The organism is Chthonomonas sp., from assembly GCF_035294505.1.
Lineage (GTDB): Bacteria > Armatimonadota > Chthonomonadetes > Chthonomonadales > Chthonomonadaceae > Chthonomonas.
The window spans coordinates 1-18,060 of record NZ_DATGKU010000260.1 but is presented as its reverse complement, the minus strand read 5'-3'; the positions used below and the strand labels follow the sequence as shown (position 1 = coordinate 18,060).

The following is an 18,060-nucleotide window of genomic DNA, read 5'->3' as shown; positions in this document are numbered from 1 at the left end:
GGCGCCGCAGAATCCGCTCCTCATCCCACTCCTGATAGCGTCGGATCATGCTGTAGTCAAGCCCCGCGGCCTCGATGGCGCTGCGCCAAGAGCCGAAATGCTTTGGCTTGGTGGCGGCAGCGGCGAGTTGCGGATCGAGCGTGATGCTGACATGGCGCCAGCTTAAATCCTCACCCATCTCATACAACTCGCGAATACGCTCGATGATGCGCTCTTTGTCCCAGGTGCGATAGCGCCGCACATCCTCGTAGTTGAGACCGGCATACTCGATGGCCTCTCGCCAGGAACCGAAGTAGCGCATGGCAGCCCGTAATAGGGCCAAATGGTACTTGAAAACGGCAGAATAGTTTAGGTCCTCACCTGCCTTATGAAGAGCGCGTATCTCTTCTGCTATAGACTCTTTGCTCCACTTACGCACTAGTGTACCTTCCTTCTCAAGTGTGCTGAAGGGAGCGCGCTTAACGAACGGCTGAATGGGGAAGTGGGCACCCATGGAGGGAATACCTATTCGGTTATTCTCTTTGGGGCACGATTCCGAATTCGGAAACGCCGAACGTCTGTAGCGCACATCCTTCTTGCCTAAATAATAGCGAATCGAACTCTGTTTTGTCAAGCTTTTATTCTTTAGCGGAGCCACGGTAATGCGTCTGCAATCGAATTTGTGCCCATCTGAGAAGATCCAGACACCAAACATGGGCATCCACAGACGTGCCGGTTGCTCGACGACACTCTCTGCCCTTTGACCGTTGCATAGGGCTTGCTTGTTTCATCCACTTGCTAGAGAAACCGTGCAAGACGCAAGGTCTCACGGGGCCCACTCGCTTGGCGGTCTCTTAGCGCAACAAGGGAAACGTCAATAAACTCCCAAGGTTGTCAAAAACCGCCAAGGCCTCCTGCGCTATCGGCTCCGGCTGAACTTGGCGCAGCCGCACCTGAATCGCCCGAGCACCCGCCACACAAGTCCATTGAACGCTCTTGGGGTCGTTATCCACAACCAGTGCCTGAGAGGGTTCGAGACCGAGATCGGCAAAGATGGCAGCATAAAACTCCGGCCCCTCTTTGGCACAATCCACAAGATCGGCTCCGTAAAGTTTCTCAAAGTAGGTTCTTAAACCGCAGCCAACCAACGCATGGTGGAGGGTTTCAGAGTCGTTACCGGAAGCGATAGCCAGACGGAACCCTCGCAGTTGTAGCCCCCTCACCACCTCGCGCGCTCGCGGGAAAAGCGCCACGCTTCGGCGCAAGGCAACCTTCTGCCCCTTTAGCGCAAGCCGCCGCGCGTTAGCCGGCGCCTCTAAATCTACCCCCTCATACAGCCACCGTGCCGCAGTTGTCCGCGCTTCCTGCAACCACTCCCTATAGCCGAAGGGCTGCGTCCCCGTAGGCGGACAAAACCGAGCGATATAGCTCTCCTCCAAACGCTCCATCATCACCTGCACGCTCTTTGCCCAACATTCCACAACTCCCCCGTGAAACGTCCACATCGCGCGCGCCATCGTAATCACCAGCCTTTGGCTAAAGAGCCTGTGCTCGCTTAGCGTGTCGTCGAAATCGAACAGCACTATGGAGGGCTTTAGGGCGGAGTTTTTCATCACTAGGCCACATTATGACCTAAAAGCCTGCAGGAACGCGTATTTGGCCAAAACGGATTTTTTCACCTTCCAGGTTACTGTGCTCGGATCTCCACACTTCGCAGGGAATACTAGGGTACTTCCCTTGGCGCCTCTTTGGATTCTAAATGAGGAGGGCGATATTGGCCTGTCGAGGAACATGCCGGTGATAAGGTTCGCCCCATTGAGTGCCTTGGCCTGCCCCTGTTTCTCAGATGCGGTAGCGCCCATGGTGTGGCCTGGTCGTTTTTGACATCGCCCTATCGCTTTGGTAAAAGGGTCTCAGTAAGCCAGCCATATCCCAAGTTGTTCCAGCTGTAGCGGCAGACGGCGTTAAAACAGTAGGGGCAAAATTCTTCTCCCCCTACATGCCATCACATCGCCTCCCGACTACAGCAGGCGTCCTGCAGAACCGCCTGCGTGGTCTCATCCGTAGGCTGCTACAGCCGCAATGTGCGGTACAACGATTTGACCTCCCCTGGTTTCTAAGATGACTATCGCACTAGCTCCCAAGAGCGGAAGGCAGCATTCCTTTCCCCTCTCTAGCCCTGCCCAAATTTCTATGAAACCGGCGGTCCCCTCCTTCGTATTCCCTTTTGAAAACTTCGTGCCGTATAGGCCACAAAACACAGGTAGATCGCATTCGCCATGATAGTCTCTATTAACTTTCTTCTCGGCATGCTGTGCGTGGTGCTCGCCATCCCCCTCCTACAACGACGTGTTCCACCCAACCTCCTGTATGGCTTCCGAACCCCTAAAACCCTTCGCAATGAAGCCATCTGGTATCAGGCAAATGCCTACGCCGGCAAAACCCTCCTGCTTTATGGTCTGGCCCTCTCTTTTACCAGCATCGTGCTCTCGCCCCTCTGGCTCTGGCAGCCAAAGCTCTATGTCCTCTTTATGACGATAACTTCCCTGTGTGGACTGGGAGTTATGCTCTATCTTGATTTTCGCTATCTTAAACGACTTTAGAAACCTTACCCTATCAAAAAACCCAAAAGGAGAAAAAGCACCTTGAAAGCATTTCTGTTCTGTCTGTTGGTAGGACTCTGGGCGCTTTTCCCTGCTCTCGGCAGAGCGCAAACGTCCTCGCCAAGCCCGCTCACCGGCACTTGGGAGGGACAAATCGCCCTCCCGAATAACCTCAAGCTAACCGTCATCCTCCATATCACCGGCGATAACGCCCAACAGCTTGCCGCCAAAATGGATGTGCCCCAGCAGGCCGCCTATGGCATCGCGGCCAGCCATGTGGCTTTGCAGGGCACGAATGTCGAGGTGGATTTCGATGTCATTCATGCCCATTTCACCGGTACGCTCAGCTCTGACCGTAAACAGATTGTGGGACACTGGCAACAGGCCGGTGCAACCTTACCGCTGACTCTTAACAAAACCGATAAGCCCCTTTCGGCCGCTCCAAAACGTCCTCAAGAACCTGCCCCTCCCTACCCCTACGAAGTGCGCGATGTCTCTATCCCCAACCCTAACGCTCCTGGAGTGACGCTCTCCGGTACCCTCACCCTGCCAAAAGGCCCCGGCCCCTTTCCCGCTGCCCTGCTGATCGCAGGCTCCGGCCCTAACGATCGAGATGAGAACGTTTTCGGCCATAAGATTTTCCTCGTTCTCGCCGACTATCTAACGCGCCACCAGATCGCCGTGCTGCGCTACGATAAACGGGGTGTTGGCAAATCTACCGGAGATTTTGCCACAGCCACCTTGCAAGACTTCGCCTCGGATGCTGTGGCCGTCGCACAGTTCCTCATGCACCAACCGGATATCAACCCTAAACAGGTTGGCCTGATCGGGCACAGCGAAGGCGGCATTGTGGCTCCTATTGTGGCCTCTCAGATGCCGCAAATCGCCTATGTGGTGCTCTTGGCCGGCCCCGGAATGAAAGGAGCCGACCTGCTTGCCCTCCAAGAAGAGCGCATCGCGGAAGCTCAAGGCCTTCCCGCGGAGCAGATTCACAAAATGCTGGAGATCAATAAGCAGCTCTACCAGATCGTGATAGAGGAAAACGACCCTCAAAAAGCCCGAACCCTCATGCAAGAAGCCATCCAAAAGGCACAGCCGAAAACAAAACAGGAGGATATGGATCGGATCATCTCCTTCCTCAATACCCCTTGGATGCACAGCTTTCTTGCTTACGACCCCACCGAAGCGTTGCGCAAAGTGCACTGTCCCGTGCTGGCCGTCGGTGGCAGTAAAGACCTGCAGGTTCCGGCCAAAGAGAACCTGCCTTTGATCAAGCAGGCCCTGCAGCAAGGCGGAAACCGACACGTTACCACAAAGGTTTTCCCTGGACTGAACCATCTCTTCCAACCCTGCCAAACCGGCTCTCCTCTCGAATACGCTGAGATAGAGACGACTTTCGACTCCAAAGCCCTTGCCTATATCACCCAATGGATTCAGGGCCAGATAGAGACCAACTAGCCTTCTGAAGAGTTCAGAAGGCTAGTTTGCGCTTCACTAAAAGAGACCGGAGGCTAACTTTTCTCCGGTCTTGCGTCTCTTCGTGGGGCACCGCATAAACAGGCGGCTTTCCATAGCCCATTTCCTACCCGATAGAAAGGATCGGAGAGAGAAGCAAACTTCTCTCTCCGACTTGCCTCTCAACCTTTAGACGCAGAACATGACCTCACAGTTACGGCCCCGAGGAATGCAAGGAAACCGATGGGGCTTCCCTATGCACTTCCTGCAAAGCCTGACGTGCACCGCTTAACACCAAACCACTCCCATAGGCCAAAGCCTCCTTCAGATACTGCCGAGCCTCCCTATTCGCCTCGGCAATTGGCATCACATTCCCCCCAGACAACGCTAAATAACTCCCCATCGCATAACAGACTAACGGGTTCCCAGGCATCAAACGGACTGCCCGCTGCAAGTCCTGATAACACACGTAGTCCTGGAACGTGTAACGCACCTGCTTGTAGAGCAGCAGCCAGCAGACCGTCTCCAAACCTTGGGGACTGCCGATGTCCGGGAGGTTATGATAATCCGCCTCTGTGGGCTTTTGGTCATCAGGAACCATAAGGGCTTCCTTCAACCAACCCACATTAAAGAACTGTCGTGCCAGGACATACTGCCCCAAACGACAGTAAGCAATGCATAGGTCTAAAGCCACTGGGTCGGAATTGTTCGGGTCGGAGAGGTGAGGGCGCCATAAGTACGGGCGTAGTTGCTCTATCACTTTGGCAGGATCGTCCCCCTCCCATAAGTCTAGCAGGCTCAATAGCTCCACGGCCGAATCATTCATCGGATGACCTATCTTTGGCCAGGTCGGATCAAGGCCAGGCTGATAAAGCGGAGATAACGCTATCGCCTTGAGTACCCAACTCTTTGCCTCCTTCCACTTCCCATGCCAAACCAGAGTGTTCGCCACCGCCAAAGCATCGTTTGAAGGCTTTAAAGCCTCATTGTATCGTCTGTTTATCTCCTCTACACCAACAGGCGGGCCTCCTCCAATCACCTGACCTTCATATTTGGGACGTAGCGGCCCCTCCGAGGTCGTCTGCGCGCCGCAAAGGTTCATGCTCAGACTACACAAAAACATCAGCCCTGTTAGTATCGTAAGTGCTTGCTGTTTCATGCTCTCTACTCCTTCCTACGTTTTTAGTGTCTGTCTTGTTAAAAGTTCAGTGGTTACCGAATATGGCGTTCCATGTTGGTTGAGACGGATAAGCCGTAGGCTGCTGGAACTGCGCATTGGTATTGCTTAAAAGCCAAGAACCTGTTAACGTGTCATAGTCTGCTTGTCCACGACAACTCCACGTCCACATCCATAAAGCTACCCACTTCACATCGTTACCCGGTGGAAGATATAGGACATAGGTCTTAAAAGCATCGTTTAGACTCGCCGATACACACGGAGACCCTGTCTGGGCACTATGTCCAAAAATGATTTCGGGCGCATCCCCGTTCTCTTGGGGAGCGGCGGGCTTGCCTGGTGCCACGGGAGCGGCCGAATAGGTATTTGGTGCCTCAGGGGCATATCCAAAGGTGTTATCCAACCAATAGGCTCCATTCGTAGTTACGTTCAGAGTGGTATTATCCTGATATGTTATACTCACGGAGACATTGACGAGTTGGGTGAAATTCCATCCTCCCCCTCCCTGTTGGGTGGCATAAGGGTCGGGAGTGGTTACCTGTTCTTCCCACCAGGTACCAAATGGCTGATGATGATTGATAGGATCAAGGGCACCCCATAGCTCGAGAGGGCCGTTGACAGGAGTCATAAGCTGCATCGTTCCTATCGTTATCACCGGCTGAGCCACCATAGGCCCGTCTACCACACACTGCGTGCTTACCGATACCGGCAGGGGGAAAAAGGGCAGAGCACCTAACGGAACCACCAACAACGCCGTGCAGCTGATAGTTGACGTATCGGGCTTCGCATAGTACCAGTGGGGAGTGGGCAGCGCCAAGTCCTTCGCACCTAACGGTGTATACACCGCCTGAGACGGTTGAGACGGAGCATCCCCCGCCTTCCCGACCTCATAGTCCTTAAACGGGTTTCCGCCCTGAATGCTCCAACTGTAGCCCATACTAGGCAGCGGCGCGTTTAGCACCGCTGTTACCCCTTGACCTACCAACACATGACTCTTTCCACTACTGTCTGTTATCACACCGGTTAAACCTATCGTTACCGGCGAGGCAGAAGCACTATACACAACTTGGACGCTGCCGCCACCGCCGCTGTTAGCCGAAGAACTCGCCGATAGGCTCACGGTCGGATTACACGTTACGCTAAACTCCCAGCCCGGGTTCTGCTGCACACTGTAGTAGGCACCGACCGGCCCGGAGCCTCCGGATTGACCCTGCTCTGTCTCCGGCGGCCCCGCATTGGTCACCGTGTCTTGCTCTGGAAAACCTAAACCGTCATCGGCTTTGGCCTGAGGCGCCGCAGCGCTCCCGTTCCAGGTGGCATTCCAAGCGGCCAAACAAGTCTGCTTTACCACCACCACCGCCGGAGGGTCATCCCCAGGACCGCTCGATACCCAGTTAAACGTGGCGGTTATCTGCCCACTGCACTGCGCATTCGCACTCTGGCCACCACCCCACCCAACGCTCCAGCCACCTCAGTACCCACTGCCGTTGGTGGTGTAGTAGGCTTGGTAGGGTTGGCCGTTACTGGTGCCGGTGACCTGACCACCCGAATAGCTAACCAGGTAGTAGCCGGCATAGGCACAAGGGAGCCAAAGCAAACTGCAAAGGATCATCAGCCCTGACAGGGATATTTTGCGAGCAAGGGGGGCAAACCTTGGGGAAACGTTAGGGAATGCTGGGCGTTTTAGCCGCGGGGAGTGCGGGGGGGGGGATAGCACATCCATCGGCATTTTGAAACGCCAGAAGAACACGAGCATGTTGCATTTTTAAAACAGTTACCTCCTTTCGTGCCCTTTCGCCAAAAGAACGCTTCATGCGAAAGGCGTGTAAGAATTATAACATCGTTAACTTCATCTGTCAAGAAATATTTATTAAAATTTTATCTCTTCATTTTAGAGGCAATGCGAACGGCAACATATTTAGTCTTCTAGGGTAAACGGTCTACTCCTCACTACAGCCCTAGAGGAAAACAATACGGATATGGCGAATTAGTTGAGCAACGCCTCCTAACCGCAATAGGAGAAACAAACTATGTTCTGTGCCCGCACCATGAAGGCCTTCCTTGCTTCCTGGGTCATCGCTTCCATCGCCTTACCCACAAGCGCTCAACAACTTCCCAACGGTCGCACGCTCTCTCCAGCAACATACACCACACCCGTTGGGAATATGCCGGTGAACTTGATCATCAGTTCCGATGGACGTTACGCTCTGTGCAACTGCATTGGTCATGAATCGGGTCTTTGGTGTCTGCGCCTTTCGGACGGTCGCATCGCATCGCACCTCGCTTTTCCGAATACATCCCCTCATCCCTCTACCTACGGCCTCTACTATGGCCTCGCCATCGCACCCAACAACACCCTCTACGTTTCAGAAGGGTGTCAGAGCGCCATCGCCGTGGTGAAACTGAAAAGCGATGGTAGCCTTAGCCTTGTGCAAACTCTGGCGATGCCCGTAAAAGGCGACGTTCCCGCCGGCATGGCACTCGACCAACGTGGCTATCTCTACGTTGCCGTCAACATGTTTTGGGGACAGCGCGATCCGCGGCTGATGCTCAATCCCGGCCAACTCGCCATCTATAACCTGCACACACACCAATGGGTCAGTATCACGAAGCTCAATACCAAACTTTCAAACTTTCCTCTTGCGGTGGCCGTTACCCCGCAGGGAGATAGGGTGTTCGTGAGCAGCGAACGCGATAGCGCCGTCTACGTGTTCAACGCCTCTCGCCCCGCCCATCCGGTGCTGCTGAAAAAGGTGATCACCGGAGACCATCCCGATGCCCTATGCCTTAACCGCAAGGCAACACGATGCTACGTGGCCAACGCGCATAGCGACACGATCTCCGTGCTCGATGGGGCCTCCTGCCGCATGCTGGCAACGATCTCCCTCCGGCCGGAGAGCCTTCGTGGCCTCCCCGGCATAACACCTACTTGCCTAGCCCTCAGTCCAGACGAGAAAACCCTTTATGCCACCCTCGCCGACCTCGATGCGGTGGCCGTCATCTCCACACGCACGAATCGCCTTCTCGGGCTGATACCCACCGGCTGGTATCCCACGGCGCTCGTCGTCTCTCCTCATGGGAAGAGCCTTCTTGTGGCAAACGGCATAGGCAACCAAGCCCAAAACCCAAATCCCTTGCACATCGCCGGGCGCCCCGATGCCGATACCTACTATATCCTTAATCTCATTCACGGTTCCGTCCAAACGATCCCCCTCCCTAACTCGCTCACCACGCTCACACGTACTGTGTTGAGCAATGCGCATATTCCCTCCAAGCCACCTCACAGCAACCCGCTGGCGGCAATTGGCCTCCAGGCCGGCAAAATCAAACATGTCATTTACGTTATCAAAGAGAACCGAACCTACGATCAAGTGCTTGGAGACCTGCCAAACGGCAATGGCGACCCAAACTTATGCCTCTTCGGGAAAGAGATAACCCCCAATATGCACGCTCTCGCCGAACGTTTTGTGTTGCTCGATAACTTCTACTGTTGCGGCGAGGTCTCCGGCTCGGGCTGGACATGGTCTACGCAAGGCATGAGCAATGAATACGTGCAACGCAACGTGCCCTATACCTATAGCGGGCGCGGACGCCTTTATGACTATGAGGGCCAAAACAACGGCTACCTCGTTGGCGGCCACCCGGCGCTAGCGCCAGATGGCAAGCACCTTCCCGATCTCCTCTTTCCTAAAGGGGCCAACCCCATTCCCGATGTGGCCGGAATCCCCACCGGCAGAATTTGGGACAGGGTGCGCCAAGCCGGGCTTTCCTATCGGAACTACGGCTTCTTCCTTTCAGAGGGTCTGAACCTTCCAGGCTTCGGACAGGTTCTTCCCGACAACTACCCCGATGAAACAGGCCTACAGCCTCCTGGGCACGACCTCGCCGGCAAAACCGATGATGACTTTCGCCGCTTCGATCTTGACTACCCGGACAGCGATGCCCCCGAAATTTGGTACGAACGCACGCACGACCCGAATTGTCTCTATCCCGAAAGAGCCTACGGGAAATATGCCATGCCCAGTCGAATCGCGGAATGGAAGCGCGAATTCCACGAGATGTTGGTCAAAGACCCTAGCGGTAATGCCGTGCCGGCGTTCATAACCATTCGCCTTATGATGGATCACACGGCGGGACTTCGCAGTGGTGCCCACTCCCCGGCCTCCGATGTCGCCGATAACGACTATGCGGTCGGCGAACTTGTGGAGACGATCAGCCATAGCCCCATCTGGAAATCAACGGCCATTTTCGTTATCGAAGACGACGCTCAAGATGGTCCCGACCATGTGGATGCCCATCGCTCTCCCTGCCTGGCAATCAGCCCTTGGATAAAGGCACACTCGGAGGACCATCGCTTCTACAACACCGACAGCGTGCTTCGCACCATCGAGCTTCTACTTGGCCTAAAGCCTATGAGTGAGTACGATGCTCTGGCCAACCCCATTCTCGACTGGGATACCGCCCCCAACAACGATGCGCCCTACACAGCCCTCCTGCCACCAAAGCGAATCATCGCCGAGCACAACCCCTCCAAAAGCGCCCTTAAACCCGGCAGCGTGCTCTATCGCCTGGTTGCAGAAGCCGATCATCTCGACTTTTCCCATGCCGATGCGGCGCCGGCGCAACGGCTGAATAGAATGATCTGGGTCAGCGTGCGCGGCCCCCATAGTCCCATGCCACCTCCGCGCTACACATTGCCGCTGCCTATCATCCGACAACAGCTCGGCCGTGACAATGCCGGGCTTTAGCCTGTCGCAACAAGAGAAACACCTGTACGAATAGTCCTTGTGCTTGCCTATTGTGGAAAAGACAACGTAGGGGGCGACCCATAGGGTCGCCCCTAAAAAAGAGATATCGCTGCGATAAGAACGTTTAAACCAGCCGCTTACGCACCGTGGTGCCTTGGGGGCTATCGCCCACCTCATAGCCCATGGCGATCAGCTTCTCTCGAATGGCATCCGATTCGGCCCAGCGTTTCTCCCTACGTGCCGCATTCCGCAGTTCGATAAGCTGCTTAACCTCCTCCGGCAACTCCTCCTCGCCACGTTGCGCGCGCTCCGCTATTTTCAGGCCGAGAACGGCATCGAACGTTGTCCAGAGCCGATAGCTATCGTAAGTGTTCAGCAGGCCAACCGCTTCTGGTATTCCCAGATCGTCGTTGATGGCCTCGTGCACCCGCTGCTTGGCCTCCTCAAAAGCCGCCTCATCGTCGCGCAGGGGGTCATCGTCGGGGCGAAGCGAGTAGATGTGTCGCAGCGCGGAACGAGCCGCATCGAGCGCCTCCAACGAAAAGTTTAACTCGGCGCGATAATGAGCCTGTAGGCAGAAGTAACGGTAGACCAGAGGATCGTAGCCCTCATCTATCAGCGATTGCAGCGTGTTGATAGACCCTCCCTTAGATTTGGATATCTTCTCCCGATTCATCAATAAAAACTCGCCATGGAGCCAGTAGTGAACAAAAGGATGCCCGGTTGCGCACTCGCTTTGGGCGATCTCGTTCGTATGGTGTACAGGGATGTGGTCTACCCCTCCGCAATGAATGTCAAACTCTTCCCCTAAATACTTCATGGACATCGCCGAACACTCGATGTGCCAGCCCGGATACCCACGCCCCCATGGGCTTTCCCACTGCATAATGTGATTAGGCTTATTTGTAAACCAAAGCATGAAATCGGAGGGATTGCGTTTCGTTTCGTCCTCAACCACTTCGGGCCGGGCGGTACGCTGGCTGCTGAGGTCGAGGCGGGCTAGCTTGCCGTAATCGGGGCATTTGGAAGTGTCAAAGTAGACGCCCTCTTTCGTGCGATAGGTATAGCCTGCGGCCTCCAAGCGTTGAATGAGCGCGATCATTTCGGGAATGTGCTCGGTCGCCCGAGGGGTGATGTGAGGCCGCAAGATATTCAGTCGCTCCGTATCCCTAAAAAACGCCGCCTCATAAAATCGGGCTATCTCCCAGGGCGAGCGGTTCTCACGCCGAGCCGCTACCTCCATCTTATCGTCGCCGGCATCGGCATCGGTGGTCATGTGGCCCACATCGGTGATGTTCATTACATGCAGCACCTGATAGCCGTTGAACTCCAAGGTGCGACGCAAAATGTCCTCGAAGATATAAGTACGCAAGTTGCCGATATGGGCGTAGTTGTAGACCGTGGGGCCGCAGCAATACATCCCTACTTTGGGCGGCGCGATGGGAATAAACTCCTCCTTTCGCCGCGACATGGTGTTGAACAAGAACAGTTTCATCGCCTTTCTTTGCTTGGTTACTTCCAAACGTTCTGTGCGTTCGTTAGGAGATTATAATACCCTACCTCGACAAAAGAGGCACCCCTATCCCTTAGCCCTCTTACAGCCGCCCTACTCCATCACATGGTATCATGGTATAGAGGAACGCAAGCTTCCAACAGCAACAATTTTTGTCCTCTCTCCAACAGAGTGCCGCCAGCGCTAATACCCACGTTGCGGATCGTAACGGTTCAAAAGCCGCTCGCCTTCCAAATAGCGCTCCAAATTTGCCACAAAAAGCTTAACAAAACGCTCAAAGTAGCGAGGGGTCACCCCACTTACGTGGGGGGTAATAAACACATTCTCCATCCCCCACAAAGGGCTATGTGCAGGCAACGGCTCCTCATCAAACACATCTAACCCGGCCCCGGCAATAGCGCCTTGCCGCAACGCCTCGATGAGTGCGGCCTCATCTACGATCTTTCCACGCGCGATGTTATAGAGATAAGCAGAAGGGCGCATCTGCCCTAATCGCTCCCTATCTATCAAATGATGCGTCTGCTCCGTATAAGGCAAAGCGATACAAACGTGGTCGGCTTCGGAGAGCACTGTAGGAAGTCCGTCCAACCCATACAGCGCATCCGGCTGCACGGTGGCATCATAACGAATGCTTGGATCGCGTTTTACCGCAATAACCCGCATTCCAAAGGCACGGGCACGCACGGCCAGAGCCTCTCCAATACGTCCAAACCCCAGAATGCCAAGCGTCTGCCCACTCAACTCCCCCGGTGGCTTTTCAGCGGGTGTTCGCTCCCAGCGCCGATCCCGTTGGGCGCGAAGGTAAAAATCGAAGCGACGTGTAAAGTAGATCATCATGCCGAAAACATGCTCGGCAATGTTCGGGCCGTGCACACCGCTGGCATTGGTGATCTGAACCCCACGCTCCAACAGCCGCGGCGCTATCTTGCCGTCCAGCCCTGCACTCCAAAAACTGACCCAACGCAACCGTTCTGCATCTTCCAAAACATCCTCAGGAACCCATCCGCAAACAAAAACCTCCACCTCATGCGCCACCGCCTCCGGCACGTTCGAGCGTCCAAAAACCAGCTCTATCCTCTGTTGGATGTCGGGGCGTTGCTCCAAAGCGTGCCGAAAGGCCTGGACATCGGCATCGTTAGGCTCTAGATAAATCCAAATGAGAGTTCGGCTCACTCGAGGTTCTGTTTCAACAGTTCACTGAGATTTTCACGACACTCCGAATAGGTGAGCGTACGCAGTAACGCTTTCGTGGACTGCACCTCTGCCGGAGACACCACCAGTCCCGCCACCCCGGAGCCTAAAAGCAGCTCTATCTCATCTGGCTCCAAACGATCCATCTTCACAAACACCGGCAGCATGGCCGCCGTGGCTACCGCAACGAAGGTATCGAGAAAAGGCAGGTTTATTGGCCCTATTCCCCCTCCAAAGCGTGGGCAGTCAATAAGAATGCGCGTCGCTCCATACATTGCCAGCTTGTCGGCAAAGATAGAGAGACGCTCCGGCTCCAAAGGCGGAATGGCCTCCTCGCTGAGTCGAGCGGCTAAACGCGGCAACGCACAACGCGCTTGGTTAATCAAACACTCCGCGTGTGCCTCCTGCAACTCCTCCATAAACTCTCCGATGCCCAACCCATTCAGGTAGTCCCGCACCGGCTCGGCCAGGGTGATATCCGCACGCAAGCAGGCCTCCAGCAAAAGCATAGGGGGTAAAGCGTAATCATCTGCAATGAGCAGGGCTTTTCCGGCACATCGCAACGTGAGATCGAGCAAGGCCGAACGCTGTTCCTGAGGCTCGGTATGAAGCGGCAACAGCTCTGCATCCAGAGGAATATAGAGCATGTCGGCTCCGGCCTCCAACGCATCGGTCAGCTCCTCATCGGAGCCTGCCACCGCGATCACAAGCACCATGTGGCCGTCTAGGGTCTCGGCAGGAAGGTGCGATTCGTCAAGATAAAGGCGGATGCGCGGCGCGAGGTTCTCTCGCTCTGCCTGGTATTGGGCGATCACCGCACCATCCGGGTCGGCGATCACAACCCCTTGCTCTGCATCCACCAACACCAACATATCGTCTGGAATAGCATCTACCACCCCTGGAATATCCACAACCGCCGGAACGACAGTAGCTCGTGCCTCCGTAATTGGGCTGGAGGCCACTATTCCAACCACTCGCCCCCATCGCAGAGATCGCGCCACCGTGAGCGCCATATCGAGGTCATCGGCCACCAAAACCACATCTGGAGTTTCGTTAAGGCGCTTCTTGGCGAGAAGCTCCATAATGCGCTGGGGAATGGTGGGCACTTGGGGAAAGCCGTTGCGCATTCGCACGACCGCCGAAGTGCCTAAAGCCACCCCCGTTCCGATGCCGACCCCCCTGAGATATCCCATTTTAGCGTTCCTTTTTAAAGCTCTTGGCCTACGCCCTCTAGCTCTCCAACGCTCACCTTCACGTCGGCGCGCTCCTCGATCTTAGATATTTTACCGTCTCTAATCCATACGATCCTATCGGAAACATCAATCATCTTATAGTCATGCGTTGCCGATATGATCGTTACCCCCTCTTTCTTGTTCAGCTCTCGCAAAAGATGGATGATCTCCTCGCCCGTCTTGAGGTCAAGATTGCCCGTTGGCTCGTCGGCCAGAACAATGGAGGGGTTGTTCACCAGAGCACGTGCAATGGCGACGCGCTGCTGCTGGCCACCCGATAGCTGCGATGGCCTGTGGTGCAAACGGTGCCCCAACCCCACCTTGTTAAGCATCTCGATAGCCCGTTCGATGCCCTCATCGGTGGTCATGCCTGCAAACACGGTGGGCAGTGCCACGTTCTCCAAAGCGGTCATAGAAGGAAGCAAGTTAAACGTCTGAAAAATGTAGCCGATAGTGTGACAGCGCAAATAGGCCAGCTCACGCGCATCTAACTGGGCCATATCCACATCGTTGATAAATACAGAGCCGCTATCGGGCTTATCCAACCCCCCAATGGCGTTAAATAGGGTGGATTTACCGGAACCTGAAGGCCCCATGATGGAGAGATACTCACCCCGCCGAATATCGAGGTCTACTCCATTCAGCGCCCTGACCACCTCATCTCCCATACGAAACTCTTTTACCAAGCCTCGTGTTCGCACGACATACTCATGTGCCATGATTCCCTATCCTCTATCTATTCTGGTTTTTAATAGTCATTAAGAAACTCGCCGAACTAAACTTCCGTACGCAGAGCCACCGCCGGAGGCATTGCGGCCGCCCGCACCGAGGGCCATATGGCCGCCACCAACGTAATCCCCATGCCGAGCGCGATGGTGAGCAGAGCCTGCTTTAGGGTGCCGCTCCAAAAGTCTGCTCCGAACACGTGCACGCCGTCCGTCACGAGATGTACTAAAGCGATGGAAGCCCACCCGAGAAACCATCCCAGCACAGAAGCCCCTACGCCCATAAGCGCCGCTTCGATCATGAAAATGGTGATGATGAAGCGATTGAGGGCACCCAGACACTTCATCGTGCCGATCTCTTTAAAGCGCTCCGTCACCGACATCAACATGCTATTCATGATCCCCACAAAACAGACTAAAAGCGCCATGATAGCCAACCATATCTGGCGGTCGCGTGCAGCAACGGCAGCAGCCCCCTGCTCGTGCATCGGGAAAAGACGACCCGTTATCACGGCACTGAAGAACGCAATGCCCAAGAGAATACCGCTTGCCGTGATCATGGTGCGTCCCAAACGGGTACGAATGGACTGTAAACTGATGTGCCACGCTGTGCTAAACGGCAGATGAACCTGCTTTTGTACCGTTCCTTCCACATTGGCAATCTGTATGCTCATCTTCCCTCCGATGTGTTCTTAGTGAGTTCGGCTTCCGGCTTCTCCGCCATGCTTTCGTCCTTAGCTGCCGGGGTCCCCCCACGGCGTACAAGCTTGTAGAAACCGATAAAATTGCGCTCATGCAGCATCTGCAAAAACATCGTTACCGAGACTTCGGCTTCTCGGCGGTTCATTTTGAACTGTTTAGCCGTTTTTTGCACGATCATCTCGATTGTATGCTGCCCGTTACATAGCTCCCACACAAAACCGCCCACCTCATCCAACTCGACCTTGCGCTCTTTAGGCGGGCGTAAAAGCTTCATCATGACAGCCCCTAGCCGTCCCGTGTTTTGATTGATAGGAACATGCAGCAAAACGCTTCCATCCTCCTGCTTTTCCCAGGTGATGGCGCTGTTTTGGCAGGGACGTAGCGTCATCACCGCCTTACGCTCCGGTTTCGGCGGCCCTATCTTCAAAAACGGCAGATAACGCCCCACACCATATTTTATTCGCTGTGTTAGCGGTAAGCCCAAATCGGCCCTCCTCAACAATGGCATCGGCAGCGCGAGGCTACCTCATGCCACAAATCTTTATCGGCACTCTCGTTGTAAAATAGCTGCAGGCTGTAGATGCGATTCGTAGCCTCGCATACCCAGCCTCCTCCGGCATAGTGCGTCGCAGCGCGAGAGGGCTTCCCCATGGCGCTCTTCAACGCTCCGATCCGGTTCCATATCGGCAGCCGACAACGGTAGAATACGGCCTCATGCCCCATCGGCAGCTCGAGAGCGGCCGATCGCTGCTTCTTTAACCCGATGAGTGCCTGGTTACGAAACCACTCGTCTAACGTAAATCGTTTCAGGACTGTACTCGCTAACCCCCATCGCTCCACCACCAAACGCTCACCGTGGCGGACAAATACGAGCTTAAGATGACCCGAATAGAGCTGCTGCTCCTTCAGGCGAAACGTATTGGGCACCTCAACCTGCAGATCGTAAAGCGCCCAAAGGTCTCGTCCATCTACACTGTGGTCTTGCAGCGTGCCAAAAAGTTTGGCCGCTACCGATGCGATCGCCGCATGGTCTTTCGTAAGTCCTGCAACCTGCGCCATCACCACACGGTTACACTGAGCACAATGCCAAATTTTGCCTTGCCCACGCCCGCCACCCACCCAGCTAAAGTTGATCGCCCGCCGGTCCCCTTCGATGTGCTCCGGCTTTAGATGGCACTCAAAACGCACATGCTCTTTCCGTGCGCGTTTTTCGGTCTCCTTCAATAACTTTTCCAGGCTCGCTTTAAGGTCTGGACCGGACGTAGATCGCGGCCTCGAACGCCCACGCCCTTGCACAAACCGCATTAGGTAGCTGTAGATCGAGTTCGGCTCTTGGGTACGTCCAGCATCTAACCATCGAATCTGCACCGTCAACGCGCTGTCGGCCGGAGCGTCCACGCGCAGGTAGCCGCTATCGCGCTCCAACGAAAAGCTTACAAGATTCCAGTCGGGCGGCAACACGCAGCGTATTCCCTGCCACCCGATCACCGTGGCTGCCGGTTGCTCCTCTTGCTTTAACGTCGAAACGCTTTGACTAGCCATAGTCCTCTATTATCAGTACGTAAAAAACGACTTTCCGTATAACCTATTTGGGCTTCACTTCACCGACATGCCCATCTAAGTACAGCACGTAATCTACGCCGTTATGGCGCCCCGGTTTTGGCAGGCTTGTAAATCGATCGGTCGCGTTCTTGGCCAAATCGGTTGAATCGTAGATTAAGGGCGTTTTGGCGGCATTCGGCATCTGCTTCAGGTTCGTCTTCTGCCCCAACGATCGGCCGGCAACCTCTTCGTTGTAGGCATAGCCATACCGATCGTCATGTCCGTTCGACACCGCCGGGCAGTGGAAGTCCGCATTGTGCGGCACCTTAGAAACGATCTCTGGGTTATCCATCCATCCTGCTGCCGGCGGCAGCGCGTCCCAATCTTGTGCATACAGGTTAAAAGCGTTCCATAGCGCCTTGAGGTGATCGGGACAGCTCTGCGCGCTCTGCCGATTGTCTGCCACCGGTGGCGGCGGTGCGATCTCCTGCCAGATATGGGCTAACTGTTGCAGCCGCTGCAGAAATGCGCCGCGTATGCCCGCAGTGAACAGTAAAACCAACACTACCGACACCAACGCATTGCCTACTTTACGTCCTTCCCCCTTCGCGCGCTTAAAGGCCAGCCCGCACAGGGTGCCTAGAATAACGCCTCCCCCTATTCCTAGCCCCAGCACGAGCGCTTCGTGGGTTATAATAGGCCCGTGCTGGGCGGCTAAATGCCGAGTGCCTAGCCAAACCGCAATCCCCACAGCAAGCCCGAACAGCACAACGTTGCGCAGCGTACGCTGCATATCTCGGCTTTGATAGCCCACGGCAAACCCCACGGCCGCCGATGCCACAACCCCCATGGTGACCAACAGGCCGACGAGGCCTAAAATCCGCTCTACCTGCATCCCTTCCTCACCTCCCTGTTCCTGTTAGAAGGGCAGGTAGTTGACCGATTTGGCGATGAGCGCCAGGGCAATGGCTGCCATGGCAATAAGGCCGGTGCCGCAGGCAAAACCCGCCAAAAGCACGGGCGTATACATCTGCCACTGCGTCACGCCAAATCGTTTGGCAAAATAGCGCTTTCCTAACCAAGCCCCAATGAAGGTCATAATGGCGTAGTTGGGATAGGCCCCGCTGCCTCCAATAAAGCCATAGTAGGTAAGCGTAGACCATCCAAACAGCCGAAAGAGGCCGAAGAGTGCC

At 55.2% G+C, this 18,060-nt stretch carries 15 protein-coding genes and 2 pseudogenes; 3 read left to right on the top strand and 14 right to left on the bottom strand.

Annotated features, from left to right (window positions below; translation table 11 throughout):
* Together VKV18_RS15750 and VKV18_RS15745 are read right to left on the bottom strand one after the other, a co-directional pair.
* A pseudogene (locus tag VKV18_RS15750) lies at positions 1–613 on the bottom strand (hypothetical protein); the annotation flags it as partial.
* A 220-nt stretch (positions 614–833) separates the two neighbouring features.
* The gene (locus VKV18_RS15745; RefSeq protein WP_324205134.1) at positions 834–1,592 is read right to left on the bottom strand and encodes an HAD family hydrolase; all 759 of its coding nucleotides are present in this window, start codon (positions 1,590–1,592) and stop codon (positions 834–836) included.
* A gap of 666 nt (positions 1,593–2,258) precedes the next feature.
* Here VKV18_RS15745 and VKV18_RS15740 point away from each other — a divergent pair.
* Together VKV18_RS15740 and VKV18_RS15735 are read left to right on the top strand one after the other, a co-directional pair.
* Complete coding sequence (locus tag VKV18_RS15740; RefSeq protein WP_324205133.1) at positions 2,259–2,582, top strand: SdpI family protein; 324 nt, start codon at positions 2,259–2,261, stop codon at positions 2,580–2,582.
* Between the two features lie 42 nt (positions 2,583–2,624).
* On the top strand, positions 2,625–4,040 hold the full coding sequence (locus VKV18_RS15735) for an alpha/beta hydrolase family protein (protein ID WP_324205132.1): 1,416 nt from the start codon (positions 2,625–2,627) through the stop codon (positions 4,038–4,040).
* A 211-nt stretch (positions 4,041–4,251) separates the two neighbouring features.
* Here the strand turns inward: VKV18_RS15735 and VKV18_RS15730 are convergent, their stop codons facing one another.
* From VKV18_RS15730 to VKV18_RS15720, 3 genes are all read right to left on the bottom strand, one after another.
* Positions 4,252–5,196 (bottom strand): hypothetical protein, encoded by a 945-nt coding sequence (locus VKV18_RS15730; protein ID WP_324205131.1) that lies wholly within the window; start codon positions 5,194–5,196, stop codon positions 4,252–4,254.
* A gap of 46 nt (positions 5,197–5,242) precedes the next feature.
* Positions 5,243–6,547: a hypothetical protein gene (locus VKV18_RS15725; protein WP_324205130.1), complete on the bottom strand. Its 1,305-nt coding sequence runs from the start codon at positions 6,545–6,547 to the stop codon at positions 5,243–5,245.
* 138 nt (positions 6,548–6,685) lie between these two features.
* Complete coding sequence (locus tag VKV18_RS15720) at positions 6,686–6,826, bottom strand: hypothetical protein (protein ID WP_324205129.1); 141 nt, start codon at positions 6,824–6,826, stop codon at positions 6,686–6,688.
* Between the two features lie 418 nt (positions 6,827–7,244).
* Here VKV18_RS15720 and VKV18_RS15715 point away from each other — a divergent pair, with 418 nt between their 5' ends.
* The gene (locus VKV18_RS15715) at positions 7,245–9,962 is read left to right on the top strand and encodes an alkaline phosphatase family protein (RefSeq protein WP_324205128.1); all 2,718 of its coding nucleotides are present in this window, start codon (positions 7,245–7,247) and stop codon (positions 9,960–9,962) included.
* 124 nt (positions 9,963–10,086) lie between these two features.
* Here VKV18_RS15715 and cysS read toward each other — a convergent pair whose 3' ends face one another.
* The 9 genes and pseudogenes from cysS to VKV18_RS15670 all read right to left on the bottom strand — a co-directional run.
* Complete coding sequence (gene cysS, locus VKV18_RS15710; protein WP_324205127.1) at positions 10,087–11,457, bottom strand: cysteine--tRNA ligase; 1,371 nt, start codon at positions 11,455–11,457, stop codon at positions 10,087–10,089.
* A 201-nt stretch (positions 11,458–11,658) separates the two neighbouring features.
* Positions 11,659–12,648, bottom strand: coding sequence for a D-2-hydroxyacid dehydrogenase (locus VKV18_RS15705; RefSeq protein ID WP_324205126.1), 990 nt, complete (start codon positions 12,646–12,648; stop codon positions 11,659–11,661).
* Positions 12,645–13,859 carry a hypothetical protein gene (locus tag VKV18_RS15700; RefSeq protein WP_324205125.1) on the bottom strand — a complete coding sequence of 405 codons (1,215 nt, stop codon included), beginning with the start codon at positions 13,857–13,859 and terminating at the stop codon, positions 12,645–12,647. The genes VKV18_RS15705 and VKV18_RS15700 overlap by 4 nt, the downstream gene beginning before the upstream one ends.
* 14 nt (positions 13,860–13,873) lie before the next feature.
* Positions 13,874–14,617, bottom strand: a complete 744-nt coding sequence (locus VKV18_RS15695; protein ID WP_324205124.1) for an ABC transporter ATP-binding protein — start codon at positions 14,615–14,617, stop codon at positions 13,874–13,876.
* Between the two features lie 56 nt (positions 14,618–14,673).
* Complete coding sequence (locus VKV18_RS15690) at positions 14,674–15,297, bottom strand: ABC transporter permease (RefSeq protein WP_324205123.1); 624 nt, start codon at positions 15,295–15,297, stop codon at positions 14,674–14,676.
* Entirely contained in the window at positions 15,294–15,809 is a 516-nt protein-coding gene (locus tag VKV18_RS15685) for a PqqD family protein (RefSeq protein ID WP_324205122.1), read from the bottom strand. The genes VKV18_RS15690 and VKV18_RS15685 overlap by 4 nt, the downstream gene beginning before the upstream one ends.
* 11 nt (positions 15,810–15,820) lie before the next feature.
* On the bottom strand, positions 15,821–16,867 hold the full coding sequence (locus VKV18_RS15680) for a hypothetical protein (RefSeq protein ID WP_324205121.1): 1,047 nt from the start codon (positions 16,865–16,867) through the stop codon (positions 15,821–15,823).
* 43 nt (positions 16,868–16,910) lie between these two features.
* Complete coding sequence (locus VKV18_RS15675; RefSeq protein WP_324205120.1) at positions 16,911–17,762, bottom strand: hypothetical protein; 852 nt, start codon at positions 17,760–17,762, stop codon at positions 16,911–16,913.
* Between the two features lie 24 nt (positions 17,763–17,786).
* Positions 17,787–18,060: pseudogene (locus VKV18_RS15670) on the bottom strand (hypothetical protein); the annotation flags it as partial.